Source organism: Dysgonomonas sp. HDW5B, from assembly GCF_011299335.1.
In the GTDB taxonomy this organism is placed as follows: domain Bacteria; phylum Bacteroidota; class Bacteroidia; order Bacteroidales; family Dysgonomonadaceae; genus Dysgonomonas_A.
In genome coordinates, this window is record NZ_CP049858.1 from 3,257,027 (window position 1) to 3,277,552 (window position 20,526).

Sequence of the window (20,526 nt, forward strand, 5' to 3'; positions counted from 1 at the left end):
CTGTTGATAACGCAAAAAAAGACCTTACATTGTAAAGCCTCTTTTAATGTATATCTTATTTGCTTGGGTGTTCACAAAACTCGGTTAGTACACTGCAAGTCGATTTTGGGTGAAGAAAAGCAATGTTCAGACCTTCTGCACCTGCACGAGGAGCTTTGTCTATCAGTTGTACTCCTTTACTTTCTGCTTCAGCCAATGATGCAGCAACACTATCAACCGAGAATGCAATGTGATGGATACCTTCTCCTTTTTTTTCGATGAATTTTGCGATAGTACTGTCTGGGCTTGTAGGCTCAAGTAGTTCTATTTTAGTCTGACCGACTTTGAAGAAAGCAGTTTTTACTTTTTGATCTTCTACAACTTCTATGTTGTAGCATTTTAAGCCTAAAACGCCTTCATAGTAAGGAAGACTGTCTTCGATACTTTTTACAGCAATACCAAGATGTTCGATGTGCGAAATATTCATGATCTCTTATAAAAAAGTTAGTAATTTTAGATTGAATACAAAATTAGCAATATAAATTAGAACGAGAAGAATATTTTAAGATAAAAAAAGAATCTGTCTATGTGATATTGGTTTTATTGATGGATACACGTGTTTAAAAAAGCAAACTATAGAAAACCCGAATCACAATAAAAATACAAAGACCGGCAAGATTGATTTTGCCGGTCTTTGTTGAAAATAAAATGTTTTTTTTACTGTTGAGTAGTTATGTATTACATTATTGGAATACTCCCTTGTAAGTAACATCTTGTCTATTTTCAGCCGAAACTTTTAATGTAGTTTCCTGAGTTTGCTTGTTTATAGTAAAAAAGAATTTTATACCTTGGTTAAGGATACTAGCAAGATCCGAAGGTATAATTGTTACTTCGAAAGTAATCTCGTCATCTGTATGCACAAAATATACGAATTTTGTAGATGTCAGATTTATGGGTTTGTTTTCAGGAGAAATAGGAGTTGCATAAAAACGTCCTACATAGGGCAAATTCATGTTCATAACATCCTTGTCGATAGTGAAAAAGTAGTCGCCAGTACCATCCAATTCTATTGGCAATCCAAATTGAGGCTCAACTGAATTTGGGTAGAACGAAAAATTTAGACGTTCAATGCTTGCAATGTTTTTTTCTGCTTGCTCTGCTTGTTTTACCGCTCGTCGATCTTTTTTCTGTTCTTTTCTTTGTTCTTTACTTTGAGAATTTTGAGCTTGTGAGGATTGGACGCTTGACATAAAGAATATGCCGCATAAACCTAATGTAAATAAAAAGATTTTCATGATTTCGTTTTTTTAAGTTGAATACTTTTGTTTTTATTTTAATTACAACAAGTTAATTGTAAAAAAAGTTTTACTGGAAGACGTATTTTCAATAGTAATTTTATGTGGTTCTAAAGCTCTATTTGTGTGTTCTGTGGGTGTATAAAAAGAAAAGGTTGTCATCCCGACAACCAATCTTCATTGTTAACCTTAAAATCTAATACCATGAAAAAACACAGTTCAAAGATATGCGATTCTAAAATAAAAAGCAATCTATTTGATGTTAAATGTTGTTTTTTAACAAAAAAGTGGTATTATGTTGTTTGGAGGTGATTTTTTTTAATGTTTTTTTAGTGGTTTCGAGATAATATTGAGATATTATTCAGGGGGAATCTTGATTGTGTGTTCTGTGGGTATGTAAAAAGAAAAGGTTGTCATCCCGACAACCAATCTTCATTGTTAACCTTAAAATCTAATACCATGAAAAAACACAGTTCAAAGATATCTTATTTTAAAATAAAAATCAATCTATTTGATGTTAAATGTTGTTTTTTAACAATAATGTGATATTATGGGTTTGTTGTATTGTGAATTTAATATTTATTTAAAATTTTAGAGGCGATATTCGATTTAGTTATGATCAAAGAAGGTTTGGTGATATAAAAAGAAAAAGGTTGTCATCCCGACAACCAATCTTCATTGTTAACCTTAAAATCTAATACCATGAAAAAACACAGTTCAAAGATATACGATTCTAAAATAAAAAGCAATCTATTTTATGTTATATAGCATACTTTAACGAATTTATAACATTATTGAGTCCTTGTAACGCGATTTTAATATCTGATAAAGATTATGTACCTTTCCTACTCTAAAATTGACTTAATTTAAGAAAATGAGATCTTTTGATAAGAAAGTGTTGGCGAAATATATTTTTATTGCTGTAGCTATAGCCATTGCTATTAGTTTCCTCATTATTTCGAACCAGATGGCAGGAGATATGGCGAAAGATGAGAGGCAAAAGATGGAATTGTGGGCAGATGCTATTAATATGGCTGCAAATAACGATGGGGTGGATGAATTGGACTTGACTTTAAAAATCTTATCAAGCAATAAAACTATTCCCGTTATATTATGTGATGAGTTTGATAATGTTATGATGACGGCTAATCTTGATATACCGGCGCAAGATAGTGTTGAATATCTGGCTGATAAGGTAGCGTCATTTAAGAAGTCGAATACTCCTATTGTTATTGAATCTCCTAACTTTAAGCAGTATGTTTATTATGGTGATTCGTCAACATTGCAACGTCTCCAATATTACCCCTTTATTCAGATCGGGGTGATGACTTTCTTTATATGTGTATCATTCCTGGCGTTATTGAGTACCAAAAATGCAGAACAAAATAAATTGTGGGTGGGATTATCAAAGGAGACTGCTCATCAATTGGGTACACCCATATCGTCGATGCTTGCCTGGGTAGAATATCTGAAGAGTAAAACCACAGATGTGTCGACGCTTAATGAGATGGAAAAAGATGTCATGCGTTTACAGGTCGTTGCCGATAGATTTTCTAAGATTGGTTCTACGCCTGCCCCAGAGACACGGCAGGTTGGCGAAGAAATGATGCAATCGGTAGCTTATTTGGAGAAGCGGATTTCGAAGAAAGTCAAATTTGAATTTAATATTCCGGCTGAGCCTTTATATGCGAAAATAAGCACTTCTTTATTCAGCTGGGTTATTGAGAATCTTACGAAAAATGCGGTAGATGCTATGGAGGGGCAAGGACATATAACCTTCACTTTATCACAACGTAACGGTTTTGTTTGTATTGATATAACCGATACGGGAAAAGGGTTGCCTAAAGCCATGTTTAAAAGTATATTTTCTCCCGGATTTACCACTAAAGAAAGAGGGTGGGGACTAGGTCTTTCATTAGCTAAACGTATTATCGAAGATTATCACAAAGGTCGTATCTATGTAAAAAGTTCCGAAATAGGTGTTGGTACTACTTTCAGAATAGAGTTGATGAGGGTGCCCATCGCCTGAATAGAGATATAGGATGCCTTTTTTTTAGATTATGGATATCGATAATATAATTGCATTGCTGTATCCTAATGAAATATACAATAAGTGTAGAAACAGAAAGGGAATTTTCTATCCTTATACCAGTATTATTTTGACCCAAAACTCCGAAGATGTATCCAACTTGAATATCCCTCATCCTGCGGGTTCTTTTCTAATGCCTCTTTTTCTTCCAAGTATTTTTTCGTGGTCATACCATAGAGTTTGCGGTCTTTACCTATCGGACAAACCTTTATGCATACTCCGCAAGGATAATGATAATCATCTTTGAGAGTTTTATGATATGCTGCACATTTGTACTTGTCCATGTTGGCTATCAGATTGTCTGTTGTAGTAAATGCCGAAGTCGGACAACATTTATTGCATAATTCGCATTTTATGCAAAGTTCTTCCGTCAGCATATTGTCCGGCTCTATCTCTGCATCCGTCAATATAGAAACGAGTCTTACTCTCGGACCAAATTCTTTAGTCAGTAGTGTGTGATTGTATCCGATTGTTCCAAGCCCCGCATACTTTCCGGCTAAAACATGAGAGAAAGCCGCTTCGGGCTTTTTTACCAATACGGATATATCGCCATAAGCATCGCGAGGAAAGAAAACAGCCCGATGCCCTTTTCTGTTTAAAAGTACCGAAAGCTGATAGGAGATGTCATCCAAGAGCCTATTTGTTGTGTTGTATAATTCTGAGTAAACGATAGAGGGAGTCGTATCAAGTATGGGAATCATTATTTGCAACCCTAGTACAATAACAGTTTTGGAAAAGGGAAATATACTTTGTGGAAAATAAGATGGGGGAGTTTCGCCGTAGTGTTCCCATCTGTCAACAGATGCGAAACCGATGATATCCACTCCCGATTGTTTTACTTTGCGGATAATCTGTTGTTTGAGATTTGTATTTGTTTGCTTCTTTTCCATTCTCTTGCCTGTTTGATATTGTTTCTTTTATAGTATTGGTGTGTGGATGTATTGTTAAGTACGCTGATAGCGTAAGATATATCTGCCTGTGCTGGCAATTATCCAGTCGCTCAGTTTACCGAGAATGGCAAAAAGTACAATACAAGCAATGATTACATTGGCACGGCTTGTTTGCTGAGCATCATACATCAAAAATCCAAGTCCTTGTGATGCACCCATCAACTCGGCAGCTACAACAAACATCCATCCCAATCCCAATCCGTTGCGCAATGCTGTAATCCACGTTGGAAAGACAGCCGGCATAATTATTCGGGTAATTTGTTGCTTTGGACTCAATGAAAAGACTTCTCCCACTTCTATCAGTTTTTTATCTACCTGTTCAATTCCTGTTGACAATGTGAGGTACACTGGGAAAAATACACCTGTGGCGATAAGAATAATCTTGCTTTCTTCAAAAATACCAAACCACAGCAAAAACAAAGGAACCCATGCCATGGACGGGATATTTCGAAGCGATTGAAGAAGAGGGTCAAGCAGATTTCTTATTGTCTGCGAATAGCCCGTAATAGCTCCTGCTAGTGTTCCTGCTGTGGCTCCAATAAGGAAGCCAATCACTACGCGTAGCAGTGTAATGAGTACATGTCCCCACAATTCGCCTGTTATAGCCATCAGGTAAATTGTTTGAACGATTTCGAAAGGTGAAGGCAGCCAATCGGAGGGGATAAATCCTTTGAGTGAACTAATTTGCCAAAAGACAATGATAATTATCGGTAGAATCCAGCCCATATTAGTTGTTGTTTAAGTATTTATCAAAATAAGTTGTATTGAATAATTCGGAGATAGCGGTATCAATATTTTTGTCCACATCAAGTAGATTTGCTTTTTGTAGAGCTTTTCCGGCTTTGGTTATATTTTCTTTTTGCTTTTCTGTTAACCGGTTATCACTAAGCCCTGTTCTTTGTAACATCAGGCTGGCAACCGGTATATCCAGTTTCGTTTCTTTAGCTATAAGCTCTAAATATTCATCGGGGTGATCAATAGCCCATTGCCGCCCTTTTTCATAAACAGCAAGTACTCTGGTTACAAGTTGAGGGTGTTTTTCTCCAAATTCTTTGCGAACACTGATTACATTGTATGAGTTAAAGTCGACATTTCGATAAAGGAATTTACCTTGTCGGCTGTATTCCACTTGTGCCATTAATGGGTCTAACCCTGCCCATGCATCCACACGATGGCGTATCAATTCGTTTTTGCCATCCGGATGTTGCAGTGTAACAACTTTTATATCCTCTAATGATAATCCAACTTCGGAAAGTGTACGCACCAAGAATACATAGGGATCTGTTCCCGGTGTTGCTGCAATTGTTTTTCCTTTCAATTCTTTGATTTCTGTAATTTTGCTGTCTGATGGAATAACAAGAGCTGTCCATTCGGGCGTTGAACTCACATACACAGTTTCGATAGGGTTTCCGTTTACAAAGCTCACCAATGCAGCCACTCCTGCCGAAGAGCCTATATCGATACTCTTGCTTCGGAGTAGTTCCATTGATTTATTACTCCCTTGGCTGAATACCCATCGTACAGATATATTGTCTTTTTTTAATTCCTCTTCGAGAAATCCTTGATTTTTTAAGACTAGACTTATAGGGCTCCAGTTAGCATAATCGAGAATAATCTCTGTTATCTTTTCTTCCGTAGTATTCTCTTTTTGTTTTTTGCTTGGTAGGGCAATGAGTACAATTAAGGCTATAAAAACTACTGCTCCGGCGTAAATGAAATTCTTTTGTTTCTTGTCCATATTTATGAGTGCGTTATGCTTGTTTTAATTGTAGGTCAGTAGTTTTTCATGATCAAATGCTATATTTAATTTCTTGTTTCGGTGGGGTAAAGAATTCATTGTAAATATGTTTTCTGATTTCTACAAAAGCCGATTCATTTCGATTCCTCGGATGATAGAGATTTACAGGTATAATTTTGTGAATTTTGCCGGGGCGTGGAGTCATTACGATAACGCGGTCTGCAAGGAAAATGGCTTCTTCAATATCATGGGTGACCAGAATAGTTGTTGTTTTGTCTTTTTCGTGAATTTTAAGTAACTCTTCCTGCAATGTAACTTTAGTCATTGCATCAAGAGCGCCAAACGGTTCGTCAAGCAATAGTATTTCGGGGTGATTTATTAATGCTCTGGCGATTGCACATCGCTGAGCCATTCCTCCGGATAGCTGTTGAGGATACGCTTTCGAGAAGTTTGTTAAACCTACAAGGTCTAGTAACTCATCTGTTTTTTTTGAATTTTTTTCATGCTTATTTTCACGTCCGAAACTTATATTCTCTTCAACAGTCAGCCAGGGGAAAAGGCGTGATTCTTGGAAAACAAATCCACGGTCACGTCCAGGTGCATGAATATCTGATCCATTAATTTGTGCTTTACCGACATAATCCTGTATAAATCCTGAAACAATTCTTAAAAAGGTCGATTTGCCACATCCTGATCCACCGACAATGGCTACAAATTCGCCTTCATAGATTTCCAAATTAATATCGGAAAGTACAGAAATTTCATCACCCTTCACCTGATAAGTTTTCGATAGGCTTTTTATGGATAATTTGACTGATTGCTTTTCTTTTGGATTCGTAAGGTATTGTTCGTTCATAGTTGATAGACGTTGAGTAATTAAATTAATATTTGTGTTTTTATCTGATGAATGGTCGAAAACTAAATGTGTTAATAACCTATATATTTATTTTGCTTTGATAGACAATAGCCATTATCGTTGATAGTTAATGTGGTGCAAAGTTAGGGTTTGCTAATAACGCCGAAATACCATATATATGGCATTTTTATACCTTACTTTTGATATTATAAGGTAATGGGATGCTGTGCCTATACTCTTTCGCCCCTGCTAAAAATAAAACTATGACTTGTAATTAGTGATGAAACCTAAAAGTCACGTAAAAAACGATTTCAATCTATTTTTCTAATTACCGTTTTTTTTTGTTTTTGTCTGCTCTGATAGGAATATCATTTTTTATTATTCGACAGCCACTTCTGTCTTTTCAGCATCGCTTTCTATATTGTTTTTGTCCGAATTTGCTGATAGAAATAAGGTGAGTGCTCCATCACTCGTAATATTATGAGTTGTGCCAAAGCTATCCAATAAAGCAAAAATTGTAATCATTAATGCGATACCTGCATCGTCTATTCCTAGAACCGCATGAATTAATCCAAGAGAAGTAATCAGAGTTCCGCCCGGCAATCCCGGAGCTGCTATAGCGAAAATGCCCAGTAGAGGGATAAAGATGAGCATCTTGCTCAAATCGGGCATTGTCCCGTAGAGTAATTGAGAAACTGCTAAAGAAAGGAAAACAACATCAAGAATAGACCCAGGGAAGTGTATGTTTCCGAAAAGAGGAATCGCAAAATCTCTTACATCACTTTTCAATACAGGTATTTTCTTGGTCTGTTCGATAGCAACCCCTAAACTAGCCGCAGACGATTGTGTCCCTAAAGCGGTTAGTATCACCGGTCCGTAATATTTAAGTACCTGCCATGGATTAACCTTGGCATATAATCCGGCAGAAACATAAAGAATGGTCATCCATGATATATGGCATAATATAGTTATAAGTAAAATTGCCAGGAAGATAGGTAGTCTTGATGCTAAGGCTCCCTCATAAGCCAATATCGAGAAATTAGCAGCTATGAAAAAAGGAAGTATGGGGATCAGTATTTTTTTTACCATAACGAAAACCAGATCCTGAAACTCATATAATGCTCCCTCTATTTTATCTGATTTTACCCAGATGATAGATAAGCCCAGAAGAAAAGCAAAGACTAAAGCGCTCAATACGGACATCAAAGGGGGAATGTCTAATTGGAACAAAATATCAGGTAGTTTTTGTGTAGTATCTGTAGTCGGGCTGATATTCAACAAAGGTATCATCTTATATCCGACTAAAGCTGCTAATGATGCACTCCCGATACATGAGCCATATGCTAACAACAATGAACGTCCTAATAATTTCGATGCATTTTTCTTCAATCGTGTTATTGCAGGTGTGATAAACCCGAAAATAAGAAGTGGGATAAGAAAAAATATAACTTGGCTCAGTATATGTTTCAATGGGAGTATTACTGATATAACAGTTTGATTGGCTACAAGACCTATGACTATTCCGCCAATAACACCAAGAAGCAGCTTTACTGTAGTATTCGATAAAATTCTTTTCATAAGAGACTAAAATTGAGGTCTCCGACCTTTTATTGTTTTTGTAAGTGTAATAGTTTTGGAAAATTATAATAAAAATAAAATGTCTACTTCTTTTATTTTTTAATTCTGTAATCGAGTGCCGGCTTTCTATCGTCTAGCAAATCAATATAATTGAAATTGACGAAGCAGCGTTTTGCCAGCTATTTTTATGCTACAAAATTAAGATTCGCATTCACCCTAAGAAATACCATATATATGGTATTTTAATCGCATATTTTAGCTAGTGCTAACCTTGACTATCTATTATGTTATAGACTGAGTTTCCATCTTATTATTTTTGTATTTACTTCTTTTAGTATTGGGTGTCGAGAGATCCGGATTTCGGCGATTTGCAAATAGTTATTGTCGCTCTCACTTTTGTTTTTTTTTTGAATAAGATATCATACAATATGAAATGTTTAAGATAGTATAAAGAGATGTTTTTTTCAGAATCAGTTATTTTGTGTGATATCTAAAGTTGTACAACTTTATTATATACAAAAAAAGGATGACTTCTTTTAGAAATCATCCTTCTCTTATATGAAAATAATATTACTTCACTTCTTCAAAATCAACATCGGTCACATCTCCATCATTGTTTGGTTGTGTTCCTCCTTGATTTGGGTTAGCTTGTTGATTTGGATCAGCTGCCCCACCTGTTGCATTGTACATTTCTTGGCTCAAAGCTTGAAATAATGTATTTAATTCAGCCATTGCTGTATCCAATGAAGGGATATCTTGTGCTTTGTGAGCATCTTTTACTTTGTTCAAAGCAGCTTCGATAGGAGCTTTTTTGTCAGCAGGAATCTTATCTCCAAGTTCAGCTAATTGTTTTTCTGTTTGGAAAATCAATGTATCAGCTTGATTCATCTTGTCGATTCTTTCTTTTTCTTTTTGATCTGATTCTGCATTAGCCGCAGCTTCGTCCTTCATTCTTTGGATTTCAGCATCGCTTAATCCCGAAGAAGCTTCGATACGGATAGATTGCTCTTTTCCGGTTGCTTTGTCTTTCGCTGATACTTTCAAGATACCATTTGCGTCAATATCGAAAGTTACTTCGATTTGAGGTACACCACGTTGTGCTGGTGGCAGACCGTCAAGGTTGAATACCCCGATTTGTTTGTTGTCTTTAGCTAACGGACGTTCTCCTTGCAATACATTGATTTGTACTGATGGCTGATTGTCTGCTGCTGTAGAGAATGTTTCGCTCTTACGAGTTGGGATAGTTGTGTTAGACTCGATTAATTTAGTCATTACACCACCCATTGTTTCGATACCTAACGAAAGTGGAGTTACATCAAGTAACAATACATCTTTTACATCTCCTGTTAATACACCGCCTTGGATAGCTGCACCTACTGCAACCACTTCATCGGGGTTAACACCTTTTGATGGAGCTTTTCCGAAGAATTTCTCCACTTCAGCTTGTACAGCAGGAATACGAGTCGATCCACCTACTAGAATAACTTCATCGATGTCTGAAGTTGAATATCCTGCATCTTGAAGAGATTTGCGACATGGTTCGATACATGCACGAATCAAGCTGTCGGCCAATTGTTCGAATTTAGCACGAGTCAATGTTTTAACCAAGTGTTTTGGCATTCCATTAACAGGCATAATGTATGGTAAATTGATCTCAGTAGATGTTGCACTCGAAAGTTCTATTTTAGCTTTTTCGGCAGCCTCTTTCAAGCGTTGAAGAGCCATAGCGTCTTTGCGTAAATCAAGACCTTCATCTTTTAAAAATTCTTCTGCTAACCAGTCGATAATAACTTGGTCAAAATCGTCACCACCTAAGTGAGTATCTCCATTAGTTGATTTCACTTCAAAAACACCATCACCTAATTCTAGGATCGAAATATCGAATGTACCACCTCCAAGGTCAAATACAGCGATTTTCATTTCGTGTTTTTTATCCAAGCCATAAGCAAGAGCAGCAGCAGTAGGTTCGTTTACGATACGTTGAACTTTAAGGCCTGCAATTTCTCCGGCTTCTTTAGTTGCCTGACGTTGTGCATCGTTAAAATAAGCTGGTACAGTAATAACTGCATCTGTAACTTCTTGACCTAAATAATCTTCGGCAGTTTTCTTCATTTTTTGAAGAATCATAGCCGATATTTCTTGAGGAGTATAAAGACGACCGTCAATATCTACACGAGGTGTATTGTTGTCTCCTTTTACTACTTGATATGGTACACGGTGTACTTCGCCGGCTACCTGATCCCAAGTTTCTCCCATAAATCTTTTGATAGAGAAGATGGTTTTCTCAGGGTTTGTGATAGCTTGACGTTTAGCGGGATCTCCTACTTTACGTTCTCCGCCTTCGATGAACGCAACAATAGAAGGTGTAGTTCTTTTTCCTTCGTTGTTAGCGATAACGATTGGTTCGTTACCTTCCAATACAGCAACACAAGAGTTTGTGGTACCTAAGTCTATTCCTATTATCTTTCCCATTTTTAAATTATATATTTATTGTTATTTCTTTACTTATAAGATGTCGTTTTGTGACGACACTAGAGAATAAACAAATGTTGTGCCAAAAAATGAGAAAGAAAGAAGTGTGACAAAGTGACAGAATGTTTTTTTCTATTTGTAAAGCGAGTGTATGACCTGGTTTGGAGGTAGGTCAGAATGGAAAGAAGCATACATTGGAAAGGTTATATGCAATACTTATCTTATTCAATAAGGGTTGAATGGTTAAATGATAGTTAAATATATTATTTTAAAGTGTTGTTTGTCAGTATTACTAACAGGTATGTATGTTAGGAACTAGCTTGTAAGAGAATTTTTGTATATATACATTTGCCCGCACAATGATAAACAAAATCAAACATTATGACAACAGAAATAAATAAAGCGAAAATGTATCGTTTTGTAGAATTTATAAATACTGCAGACGAGAGACTTTCAAAGGAGTTGATTTCGGAGGATGCTATATTTTATGCACCAACAAGTCCTGATCCTATAAAAGGACCGGCAGGTTATATTTCAATTATTGAATTGATGCGTAGCGGTTTTCCTGATGTTCAATGGTTATTGGAAGAGATGGTTGCGGAAGGAAATACTATTGCTGCACGTTTTGTTTTGGAAGGAACGCATCAAGGGGTGTTTTTTGGAATAGCACCCACGGGAAAAAAGATCAAAGTTCAGGCTTTGAATTTCTATTATTTCTTGAATGGTAAAATCATTAAGGAATATGGACAGCCTGATTTGCTCGGTTTATTGCATCAGATAGGAGCAACTTCTGTATAGGATTAATAAAAAACGGTTGTGTCAATACATTTGACACAACCGTTTTTTCTATTTAAAACTTTAGGGTCTTGTGACCTTATTTTTTAGGAGAGGCTGCATGTCTTGCATTTAGCATCTCAATAACTTTGTTCGTGATATTATATTTTTCTTTAGCATAAAGAACATTATCTAAACCTGAATTGCTAAAGATGATATGATAATTAGCTGTCTTGTTAAATTCTTTTATGCAAAGTCTTACAGAATCTGCCAACTGATTGTTAACTCTGATTTGTTCCATAGTCAATTCATTATCTAAACGGCCTGCGGTTTGTTCAAGTTCCGCTCCCAGTTTTTGGATGCGTGCAGCTTCTTGTTCGGCACGTTCTTGACTAAGAAATGCGTTATTTTGGTATTTACGTTGAAACTCTTGTTGTTCGCTAACCAATTGTTTTTGTTTTTGATTGATGGAAGCTCTCGAAGCTTCAGTTTTTTTCATAAGTGCATCACTTGCTTCTTTAGCATATTGGTAGTTTGTTAAAACACTATCAATATTTACATAAGCAATAGGTAAAGTTACAGTAGTGTCATTTTCAAATTTAAGAGATGTTACATTCTCTGAATTTGTTTTGGTCTTAAAGAATAGAATAAAAAGTATTATGATAGCAACAGCTAAAATACCATTTATTACAAGAGAAAGATTTTTCATATAAATAACTTAATGTTGATGACTAAAATATAATGTTACTAGTATCTATTATTATTTTGTTCCGCAAAAATAGAATCAAATTTTAAATTTCTATCATTTTATTCCACAATAAATGAAATTAAGACCTAAAAATCTTTATTGCAGCACAAAAACTGTTTTTTATTCGAAGCACAAAGATAGACCTAATAGTTGGAGATGGTATTCAGACTAACTATAAAAGATGTGAAAAAGTTTGTGTATGCTTGTGTATTTCTCTACTTTTATAGTAATAAATAAGGTGTATTACACGAAAGATTTAATAAATTAGATAGTATGACAATAAATGATCTGAAACCCCATATTGTTTGGAAATATTTTTATGAACTGACTCAGGTTCCAAGACCTTCTAAAAAAGAAGAGAAAGTAATAGCCTATTTGCTTGACTTTGCAAAAATACATAATCTTGAAGTTAAAAAAGATGATGCAGGCAATGTGCTTATCACCAAACCTGCAACTAAAGGAAAAGAAAAACTACCTACTGTTATTCTTCAAGGACACGTTGATATGGTGTGTGAAAAGAATAGTGGAACGGTACACGACTTTGACAATGATCCTATTGAAACGTATGTGGATGGAAATTGGCTAAAGGCTAAAGGAACAACCTTAGGTGCAGATAATGGCGTGGGGGTAGCAGCTGCGTTAGCTATACTTGCTTCGGATGACATCGAACATGGAAAGCTGGAGTGTCTGTTTACTGTAGATGAAGAAACTGGTCTTACTGGAGCTTATGCTTTGGGGCAAGATTTTCTGACAGGAGATATTCTGATCAATCTTGATACTGAGGAAGAAGGAGAGCTTTACATTGGTTGTGCTGGAGGAAAAGGTACAAATGCCACTTTTAAATATACAGAATGCGAAACTCCAATGAATCAGTTCTGGTTCAAGTTGGACGTTAAAGGACTGAACGGAGGTCACTCGGGTGCAGAAATACATAAGGGACTTGGCAATGCCAATAAGATATTGAACCGTTTCTTGTGGACTATTTCCCGTAAGATGGAAGTGCGTTTAGCTACTATTTCGGGCGGAAACTTACACAATGCAATTGCACGTGAGGCTTCGGCTGTGGTAGGTGTTCCTGTTGGAGATAAAGATAGAGTAGTAGCATTATTGAATGTGTTTATTGCTGAAATCGAAGACGAATTGAAAGTGGTAGATCCTAATGTTCAGATTCAGATTGAGTCTACCGACGAGCCTCAATCTGTGATAGATGAGAAAACTACTTGTGGCTTATTAAACTCTATTTGTGTATGCCCTCATGGTGTTTTGGCGATGAGTCACGATGTGCCCGGTCTGGTTGAAGCATCTACAAATCTGGCCTCGGTAAAAATGAAAGAGAATAATACAATTGTAATCGGTACCAGCCAACGTAGTTCTACAGAATCGCTAAAAAATTATGCTGCCAATATGGTGAATGCCGCCTTTACTTTAGGAGGTGCAAAAGTGGAGCATAGCGAAGGATATCCCGGATGGAAACCTAATCCCGATTCTCAGATTTTAAAAGTAGCACAAGAATCATTTAAAAGACTATATGGTAAAGATCCCGAGGTAAAAGCGATTCATGCCGGTTTAGAGTGTGGTTTGTTTCTTCAAAAATATCCTCATTTGGATATGGTTTCCTGTGGTCCTACCATTACTGATGCTCACTCTCCTGCCGAGCAGGTAAATATTCCATCGGTAGATAAGTGGTGGAGGCTGTTGCTTGATGTATTGAAAAATATTCCTGAAAAGAAATAAGGGGTCGTAAGCTTTACGGTCAACAAATAATAAAAGGTCTGCGACCTTAATATATGTAATAAGATATAGGACAAGGTAAACTTTGTCCTATATTTGTCTATTATAGAAATAAAAAATTAAAATGTTATGGGAAAAATGAAAGTAGAAATATGGTCGGATATAGCTTGTCCGTATTGTTATATAGGAAAACGTAAATTTGAAAATGCTCTGGCTAAATTTCCTCATGCAGATGAGATCGAATTAGTATGGCACAGCTATGAGTTGAACCCCGATTTACCTAAAAAGCCATTCGGAAAATCGTATTATGAATATTTTGCCGGTATACATCATTCAACAGTTGAGGAGGCAAAAGCCGATTTGCAGGAATTGGTCGATCTGGCAAAAGAAGTTGGCTTGGATTATCATTTCGAAAAACTAGTGGTTGCCAATACTTCGGATGCTTTAAGGTTGATCAAGTTGGCTAAAAAACATAAGCTGGCTGATGAGGCAGAAGAAGTTCTCTTCAAAGCTTATTTTGTAGATGGTGAAGATATTAGTGATAAAGCTACTTTGGTACGTCTCGGGACGGGTATTGGTTTGCCTGAAGACGACATAATGGCTTTGTTGAATGGAGATGAGTTTATTATAGATATTGAAGCTGATATCAGATTCAGTGAAGATGAATTGGATCTCGAATATATTCCTTTTTACTTGTTTAACGGCAGAGACATCATACAAGGTTCTTTGGCTGACGAGGAGTATGCGGAGGTCTTGAACAAATCGTATGACTTCTGGAAACAAAATGGAGCTTCTAAAGGTGGAGGTGGTGACAGACACAAAGGTCGTGCCTGCTCTCCCGATGGAACGTGTAGTATTTAATCTGAGACTATTGATATAGAATATGAAGTTAGTCGTTTATATTATAGCGCTCATTACATCACTCTCCTTGTTTTTTGCATGTAGTAATGATGATAATTTTTCGAATAGCAGCAGCCTTCGATTGTCTTTTTCTACCGATACCTTGCGTTTCGATACTGTTTTTACGACAATTGGTACAGCTACCAAGCGTTTGAAAATTTACAATCGAAATAAAGATGCACTAAACATTAACTCTATTGAATTGATGAATGCGGCAAATACCGGATTCAGAATGAACGTAGATGGTGTAAGTGGTAACAAAATAAATAATGTAGATATTTTAGGGAAAGACAGTATTTATATATTCGTAGAGGTAACAGTTGATCCGCTGGATCAAAATAAACCGATGCTTGTAGATGACTCCATCCGTTTTCAATTCAATGGAGTGACCCAGTATGTACGTCTCGAAGCCATAGGCCAGGATGTAATTCTCTGGCGAGGGAAGACTATAAATGCGGATACTACGCTTACTTCCGAAAAACCATTTCTTGTATTTGACGGATTGACTATATCGAAAGGAGCAACTTTAAATATTCAGAAAAATGTGCAGATGTTTTTCCACAGTGGAGCAAAAGTGTTAATTAACGGTCGCATAGATGCCGTTGGAACAATTGCCGAGCCTGTTGTATTTAGGGGTGATCGCTTGGATAATTTATATCAGTCGGGTAATGTACCCTTTGATCGTGTTCCCGGACAATGGGGTGGGATAGAAGTTGCAGCCGATAGTTACAACAATAATTTTGAGAATGTAAGAATACGGAATGGTATTTATGGTATACTTTTCCATGATTCAGACCCTACAAAGCAGAAGGCTACATTTATGAATACAGTTATCCAGAATTCGAGTAAGGAAGTTCTTTGGGCTGTCAATTGTAAAATAACCGCAAAGAATACTTTATTAGCCAATTCGGGCGGATACACAGTTCGATTGTTAGGTGGTAGTTACGATTTTCTACAATGCACCATTGCTAATTATATGGATGCCAACTGGGGATTTTTACCTCGTAGGAATGCTATGTTATTATCCAATACGGGTTCGAATGTTGCCGAAAAGCAGGTAAGCTATCCTTTGATAAATACCTCCTTTACAAATACCATAATTGCAGGAAGAGGAAACAGCGAACTTGAATTGAAAAAAAATAATGAGCTTGGCTTCAACTATTCTTTTTTGAATTGCTTGATAAAAAATAAAGGAACGGATGACACTGTTTTTGTAAATACAGTATGGAATGTCGATCCGGCTTTCAAGTATATATATTCGTTTGAGTCGGCTGGCGGAAATACAAGCCTGTATTACTTTTATAACTTCAGATTATCCGAAAATTCTCCGGCTATACATAAAGGTTCGCGTCAGGCGGCAGTCTCCCTTCCATTTGATTTGGTTGGTGTTTCACGTCGTAGTGACGAAGGTCCTGATATAGGTTGCTTCGAATGGGAAAAATAATAGATACTGTAAGGGGCGAATAATTTTCGTCCCTTACGTTTTTTTTTGTAATTGAAAGTATTTAATGATATACTTCCTGCTTTGAAGGCTTAGTATATATCTTCCTGTAACAATTCTATAAATAATTCAGCAAGTTTATCTGTTACAGCTTCGGCATATTTCCTACCCTTTTCGGCAGTTGATTTATGAGGATTACCGATACCTGTATCTTGTGAAACTTTAGACCAATTGCGTGGAGTCCATGCAATACCTTCCCGAAGAGTTTTTGCTTTAAATGGTGTGTAAGTTCCATTGCCCGCTACCGTTAAATTAACCAGATCAGGGCGGTAATGCATCAATACCGAAGTTTCCAGTTCGTCCGCATGATCTCCCGGCTCATCAAAATAATCTTTAGTAGGAATTACCTTAAACCAGTCTGCAGCCACAATCAAAAAGTCAGGATAATCTACTGCTAGATCACGGATCATATTCTTGAAGTTATTCCCACCATGTCCGTTTACGATAATCAGCTTATTTATTTTTTGTCTGTAAAGCGATGCCACTATGTCTGACAATATTGCCTTTTGAGTTTCGTAACTTGCATGTAGGCAGAAAGGTAAATTCAATTGTCCCGGGTTTTGTGATCCAAAAGGAACTGGCGGTAATATCATTCCTAGAATATCAGCTTGTTCGTATGCTTTCTTTACACCATCGAAAGCTGTATCGTGTGCCAGATAACAATCGGTTAAGTAAGGCAAATGATAATTGTGTGGTTCGGTAGCCCCCCATGGCAAAACAGCATAATCGTATTTTAGGTCTTGGGTATCGTTATACGAAGCTGATAATATGTCTAATTTATTCATAGCGAAAAGTGGTTTAATAATAAAGTTTTAATCTGTTCATGCAATTGTAAGTAAATCGAATTATAATTTTGATTATAGTTCCGGCAATGAAGTTACAGCTATTTAACGAGTAATCAACCATGCAATATATTTTTATACCCTCACAAGATCATATATTCTATTCAGTTAATAATGTCAATTAGTAGTTGGGATTATACGTTCAATTTTCCTAACGCACCCTATCGGGTTTGTTTTTCATTTTGCCTTGATACAAAACGAAACAAAAGATCAAGACTGAGCCTCTTTGCCCGACCCGCTAAGGACTCGAAAGCTAAAACAAAAGAAAAACGTTTATTGTTGATATCCTTTTGTTTCTTAACGCTTTCTTCACCCTGCGGGTACCCCGTGCAACCGGCAAGGTCGGCTAGCCTGACGGACAAAAGCGATTTACGTGCGTCAGCTCGAGTGCACCAGTGGAGTAGCCGTTGGCTGACAAGCAAAGCAGGCGTAAAACTAAACGTGCCGAAAGGCAATAAGTTTAGTTTAGCCTGCAAGCTAAAGTCAGACAGGCGAGCCACGCAGCACAAAGCCTTTTTGATTCCTTTTGCGGATTTGGACAAAAGGAATCAAAGCAATCTGTGATTGTGCGTAGAATAAAAAGACAATTAAATAGAATATTAAACATAACAAATCAACTACTTATTCGAGTAAAAGACAGTTTTCTTCTCCCTTGCATATTTTTTCTTTAAAATTTAAGAAATCTCTTGATATTTATGCATAACTTATTGACTTTCGCTATTAAAATAAACTTTAAATGTGTATTTTTGTAAAATTCGAAAATCTTTATATTTTTAGATAAGAAAGGCATGGATACTGAGAAGCAGCATTTGTTGGACAATCGTTATTTGCGTATGGCGATGATTTGGGCCGAAAATTCCTATTGTAAAAGACGCAAAGTGGGTGCTCTTATTGTAAAAGATAAAATGATAATTTCTGATGGATATAATGGAACACCGTCCGGATTCGAGAATATTTGTGAAGATGAAAATTATTTGACAAAACCTTATGTCTTACATGCCGAAGCTAATGCTATTACTAAGGTTGCCCGTTCGCATAACAGTAGTATGGGAGCAACAATGTATGTAACTACATCGCCTTGCATGGAGTGTTCGAAACTTATCATACAGTCGGGAATAAAAAGAGTGGTATATAGTGATAAATATCATAATATGGATGGTTGCGAGCTTCTCGAAAGAGCTGGTATCGAAACCATTTTTATAGATTTGACAGAATAAACAAAAATAAACTATAAGTACTAAATATAACATGTCGAAGACAGAACCGACTGTTGTATTTGTACTTTCAAACTAATAAAAAGGCCTGAAGCCTTAATATCAACACATATAATTTTTGATTTCAATGAGATCAACATCTAGTAGTAAGAGATACTTTGTTTGGTTACCCTTGTGGATTGCTTTTGGTATTGTAATTGGCATTATTATTGGCAACGGGTTTTCAATATTCACATCACAGAAAACTATTTTTAGTGGAGGTAATAAATTTGATGCAGTACTTCAATACATCAATGAAGCATATGTAGATACCGTGAATACCGATGAATTGGTTGAAAAAGCTATTCCCGGCTTGATAGCCGAGCTTGATCCCCATTCGGCGTACTTTAGTGCAAAAGATATGGAACTGATGGGCGATGATCTTGAAGGTCATTTTAGTGGCATCGGTGTTCAGTTCGTTTTACGTAACGATACTATAATGGTGGTAAGCGTTATCACAGGAGGACCTTCTCAGGCAGCAGGTATTCGTCCCGGCGACCGAATTGTATATGTTAATGATAGTCTGTATGCCGGTAAGGATATGACTAACGAGAAAGTAATGAGGAGTTTAAGAGGTGCGGAAGGTACGGATGTAAAACTGGGTATTGTGCGTTTAGGTAATGCTAAGCCCATAGATATTACTGTCAGACGTGGCGATATACCTGTTAATACAGTAGATATATCTTATCAGCCCGTTGAGAAAGTAGGGTATATAAAAATCAGCAAATTCGGTGGAACTACTACTCAGGAGTTTATTTCGGCTATATCGAAACTTAAGAAACAAGGAAGTGAATCATTTATTATAGATTTGCGTCAAAATACAGGCGGCTACCTCAATGCTGCTATCGATATGGTAAATGAATATCTGGATAAGGGTGAACTAATTGTTTATACTCAAGGTAGAGCCTTTAAACGTGAAGATGCTATTGCCAACGGTTCGGGTACATCCAAAAAAGATCAGTTGATTGTATTGATGGACGAAGGCAGTGCTTCGGCCAGTGAGGTTTTTGCCGGAGCCATTCAGGATAACGACAGAGGATTGATAGTTGGTCGTCGTTCATTTGGTAAAGGCTTGGTTCAGCAACAACAAAAATTTACAGACGGATCGGCTTTAAGGTTGACCATTGCACGTTATTATACACCTGCAGGACGTTCGATTCAAAAACCCTATGAGCTGGGGAAATCAAAAGATTATAATGAAGATTTAATGAATCGCTATTTACGAGGCGAATTTGATTCACAAGATAGTATCAAGCAAGAAAACGAACCTGTATTCCATACCTTAGGAGGTCGTTTAGTGCATGGAAACGGAGGAATAATGCCCGATGTGTTTATTCCCAGAGATACCGTAGGAGTTAATTCTTATTACATATCGGTGATGAATAACGGTTTGGTGTACGAATATGCATTTATGTATACTGATAAAAACCGTCAGCGTCTTGAGAAATTTACCAACTGGAAAGATATGGATGCCTACTTGTCGTATCAACCTTTGGTAGCTAACCTTATCAGCTTAGCCGATACTAAGGGTATTCGTTACAGGCCTTATTTGGTAGCAGAATGCCGTAACTTATTGACTCTACAATTGAAAGCGAATATTATCCGTAATTTCTTTGGAGACGAAGGCTATTACTCGATGATTCTTCAGGATGATATTGTTCTGAAAAAAGCGATAGAGCTTATACAGGAAAAGAAAGCATATCCGGCTGCTATAAAAGCACAGGCATATAAAAAAATAAGTTACCAGTTAACTCCCTCCAATATCCCTGATTGGAGGGAAACTTTTCCTTCTCTTTGTTGGGGATGATGGTGCTATAACC

At 36.7% G+C, this 20,526-nt stretch carries 17 protein-coding genes; 7 read left to right on the forward strand and 10 right to left on the reverse strand.

Features of this window, described 5'->3' with window-relative positions:
• Positions 1–55: 55 nt before the first annotated feature.
• Complete coding sequence (gene mce, locus G7051_RS13515; protein ID WP_110308908.1) at positions 56–466, reverse strand: methylmalonyl-CoA epimerase; 411 nt, start codon at positions 464–466, stop codon at positions 56–58.
• A gap of 256 nt (positions 467–722) precedes the next feature.
• A complete protein-coding gene (locus G7051_RS13520; protein WP_166201073.1) occupies positions 723–1,274 on the reverse strand; it encodes a DUF4251 domain-containing protein in 552 nt (183 codons plus the stop codon).
• Between the two features lie 874 nt (positions 1,275–2,148).
• Here G7051_RS13520 and G7051_RS13525 point away from each other — a divergent pair.
• Positions 2,149–3,303, forward strand: a complete 1,155-nt coding sequence (locus tag G7051_RS13525) for a PAS domain-containing sensor histidine kinase (RefSeq protein ID WP_166201075.1) — start codon at positions 2,149–2,151, stop codon at positions 3,301–3,303.
• Positions 3,304–3,428: 125 nt separating this feature from the next.
• Here the strand turns inward: G7051_RS13525 and G7051_RS13530 are convergent, their stop codons facing one another.
• The 6 genes from G7051_RS13530 to dnaK all read right to left on the reverse strand — a co-directional run bounded on the left by G7051_RS13530 (position 3,429) and on the right by dnaK (position 10,957).
• Positions 3,429–4,253, reverse strand: a complete 825-nt coding sequence (locus G7051_RS13530; protein WP_166201077.1) for an epoxyqueuosine reductase — start codon at positions 4,251–4,253, stop codon at positions 3,429–3,431.
• Between the two features lie 54 nt (positions 4,254–4,307).
• The gene (locus G7051_RS13535; RefSeq protein ID WP_166201079.1) at positions 4,308–5,039 is read right to left on the reverse strand and encodes an ABC transporter permease; all 732 of its coding nucleotides are present in this window, start codon (positions 5,037–5,039) and stop codon (positions 4,308–4,310) included.
• A 1-nt stretch (position 5,040) separates the two neighbouring features.
• Positions 5,041–6,051, reverse strand: a complete 1,011-nt coding sequence (locus G7051_RS13540; protein ID WP_166201081.1) for an aliphatic sulfonate ABC transporter substrate-binding protein — start codon at positions 6,049–6,051, stop codon at positions 5,041–5,043.
• A 52-nt stretch (positions 6,052–6,103) separates the two neighbouring features.
• Entirely contained in the window at positions 6,104–6,907 is an 804-nt protein-coding gene (locus G7051_RS13545) for an ABC transporter ATP-binding protein (RefSeq protein ID WP_166201083.1), read from the reverse strand.
• Between the two features lie 378 nt (positions 6,908–7,285).
• Positions 7,286–8,485 (reverse strand): cation:dicarboxylate symporter family transporter, encoded by a 1,200-nt coding sequence (locus G7051_RS13550; RefSeq protein WP_166201085.1) that lies wholly within the window; start codon positions 8,483–8,485, stop codon positions 7,286–7,288.
• A 570-nt stretch (positions 8,486–9,055) separates the two neighbouring features.
• Positions 9,056–10,957 (reverse strand): molecular chaperone DnaK, encoded by a 1,902-nt coding sequence (gene dnaK / locus G7051_RS13555; protein ID WP_166201087.1) that lies wholly within the window; start codon positions 10,955–10,957, stop codon positions 9,056–9,058.
• A gap of 381 nt (positions 10,958–11,338) precedes the next feature.
• Between dnaK and G7051_RS13560 the strand changes: the two genes are divergently transcribed.
• Positions 11,339–11,755 (forward strand): ester cyclase, encoded by a 417-nt coding sequence (locus G7051_RS13560; RefSeq protein ID WP_166201089.1) that lies wholly within the window; start codon positions 11,339–11,341, stop codon positions 11,753–11,755.
• 76 nt (positions 11,756–11,831) lie between these two features.
• On the opposite strand, the gene G7051_RS13565 is transcribed toward G7051_RS13560, so the two are convergent.
• On the reverse strand, positions 11,832–12,440 hold the full coding sequence (locus G7051_RS13565) for an OmpH family outer membrane protein (RefSeq protein ID WP_166116177.1): 609 nt from the start codon (positions 12,438–12,440) through the stop codon (positions 11,832–11,834).
• Between the two features lie 312 nt (positions 12,441–12,752).
• Here G7051_RS13565 and G7051_RS13570 point away from each other — a divergent pair, with 312 nt between their 5' ends.
• The 3 genes from G7051_RS13570 (at position 12,753) to G7051_RS13580 (ending at position 16,554) form a co-directional block, all read left to right on the forward strand.
• On the forward strand, positions 12,753–14,213 hold the full coding sequence (locus G7051_RS13570; RefSeq protein ID WP_166201091.1) for an aminoacyl-histidine dipeptidase: 1,461 nt from the start codon (positions 12,753–12,755) through the stop codon (positions 14,211–14,213).
• 126 nt (positions 14,214–14,339) lie between these two features.
• On the forward strand, positions 14,340–15,071 hold the full coding sequence (locus G7051_RS13575; RefSeq protein ID WP_166116182.1) for a DsbA family protein: 732 nt from the start codon (positions 14,340–14,342) through the stop codon (positions 15,069–15,071).
• 22 nt (positions 15,072–15,093) lie between these two features.
• A complete protein-coding gene (locus tag G7051_RS13580) occupies positions 15,094–16,554 on the forward strand; it encodes a choice-of-anchor Q domain-containing protein (protein WP_166201093.1) in 1,461 nt (486 codons plus the stop codon).
• Positions 16,555–16,643: 89 nt separating this feature from the next.
• Here G7051_RS13580 and G7051_RS13585 read toward each other — a convergent pair whose 3' ends face one another.
• Positions 16,644–17,396 (reverse strand): creatininase family protein, encoded by a 753-nt coding sequence (locus tag G7051_RS13585; protein WP_166201095.1) that lies wholly within the window; start codon positions 17,394–17,396, stop codon positions 16,644–16,646.
• A gap of 845 nt (positions 17,397–18,241) precedes the next feature.
• Here G7051_RS13585 and G7051_RS13590 point away from each other — a divergent pair.
• Both G7051_RS13590 and G7051_RS13595 read left to right on the forward strand, forming a co-directional pair.
• On the forward strand, positions 18,242–18,670 hold the full coding sequence (locus G7051_RS13590) for a dCMP deaminase family protein (protein WP_166116187.1): 429 nt from the start codon (positions 18,242–18,244) through the stop codon (positions 18,668–18,670).
• Positions 18,671–18,794: 124 nt separating this feature from the next.
• Positions 18,795–20,513, forward strand: a complete 1,719-nt coding sequence (locus tag G7051_RS13595; RefSeq protein ID WP_166201097.1) for a S41 family peptidase — start codon at positions 18,795–18,797, stop codon at positions 20,511–20,513.
• Positions 20,514–20,526 lie beyond the last annotated feature (13 nt).

Coding starts and splice junctions, on each gene's coding strand:
- mce (WP_110308908.1), bottom strand. CDS start 466: ATGAATATTTCGCACATCGAACATCTTGGTATTGCTGTAAAAAGTATC.
- G7051_RS13520 (WP_166201073.1), bottom strand. CDS start 1,274: ATGAAAATCTTTTTATTTACATTAGGTTTATGCGGCATATTCTTTATG.
- G7051_RS13525 (WP_166201075.1), top strand. CDS start 2,149: ATGAGATCTTTTGATAAGAAAGTGTTGGCGAAATATATTTTTATTGCT.
- G7051_RS13530 (WP_166201077.1), bottom strand. CDS start 4,253: ATGGAAAAGAAGCAAACAAATACAAATCTCAAACAACAGATTATCCGC.
- G7051_RS13535 (WP_166201079.1), bottom strand. CDS start 5,039: ATGGGCTGGATTCTACCGATAATTATCATTGTCTTTTGGCAAATTAGT.
- G7051_RS13540 (WP_166201081.1), bottom strand. CDS start 6,051: ATGGACAAGAAACAAAAGAATTTCATTTACGCCGGAGCAGTAGTTTTT.
- G7051_RS13545 (WP_166201083.1), bottom strand. CDS start 6,907: ATGAACGAACAATACCTTACGAATCCAAAAGAAAAGCAATCAGTCAAA.
- G7051_RS13550 (WP_166201085.1), bottom strand. CDS start 8,485: ATGAAAAGAATTTTATCGAATACTACAGTAAAGCTGCTTCTTGGTGTT.
- dnaK (WP_166201087.1), bottom strand. CDS start 10,957: ATGGGAAAGATAATAGGAATAGACTTAGGTACCACAAACTCTTGTGTT.
- G7051_RS13560 (WP_166201089.1), top strand. CDS start 11,339: ATGACAACAGAAATAAATAAAGCGAAAATGTATCGTTTTGTAGAATTT.
- G7051_RS13565 (WP_166116177.1), bottom strand. CDS start 12,440: ATGAAAAATCTTTCTCTTGTAATAAATGGTATTTTAGCTGTTGCTATC.
- G7051_RS13570 (WP_166201091.1), top strand. CDS start 12,753: ATGACAATAAATGATCTGAAACCCCATATTGTTTGGAAATATTTTTAT.
- G7051_RS13575 (WP_166116182.1), top strand. CDS start 14,340: ATGGGAAAAATGAAAGTAGAAATATGGTCGGATATAGCTTGTCCGTAT.
- G7051_RS13580 (WP_166201093.1), top strand. CDS start 15,094: ATGAAGTTAGTCGTTTATATTATAGCGCTCATTACATCACTCTCCTTG.
- G7051_RS13585 (WP_166201095.1), bottom strand. CDS start 17,396: ATGAATAAATTAGACATATTATCAGCTTCGTATAACGATACCCAAGAC.
- G7051_RS13590 (WP_166116187.1), top strand. CDS start 18,242: ATGGATACTGAGAAGCAGCATTTGTTGGACAATCGTTATTTGCGTATG.
- G7051_RS13595 (WP_166201097.1), top strand. CDS start 18,795: ATGAGATCAACATCTAGTAGTAAGAGATACTTTGTTTGGTTACCCTTG.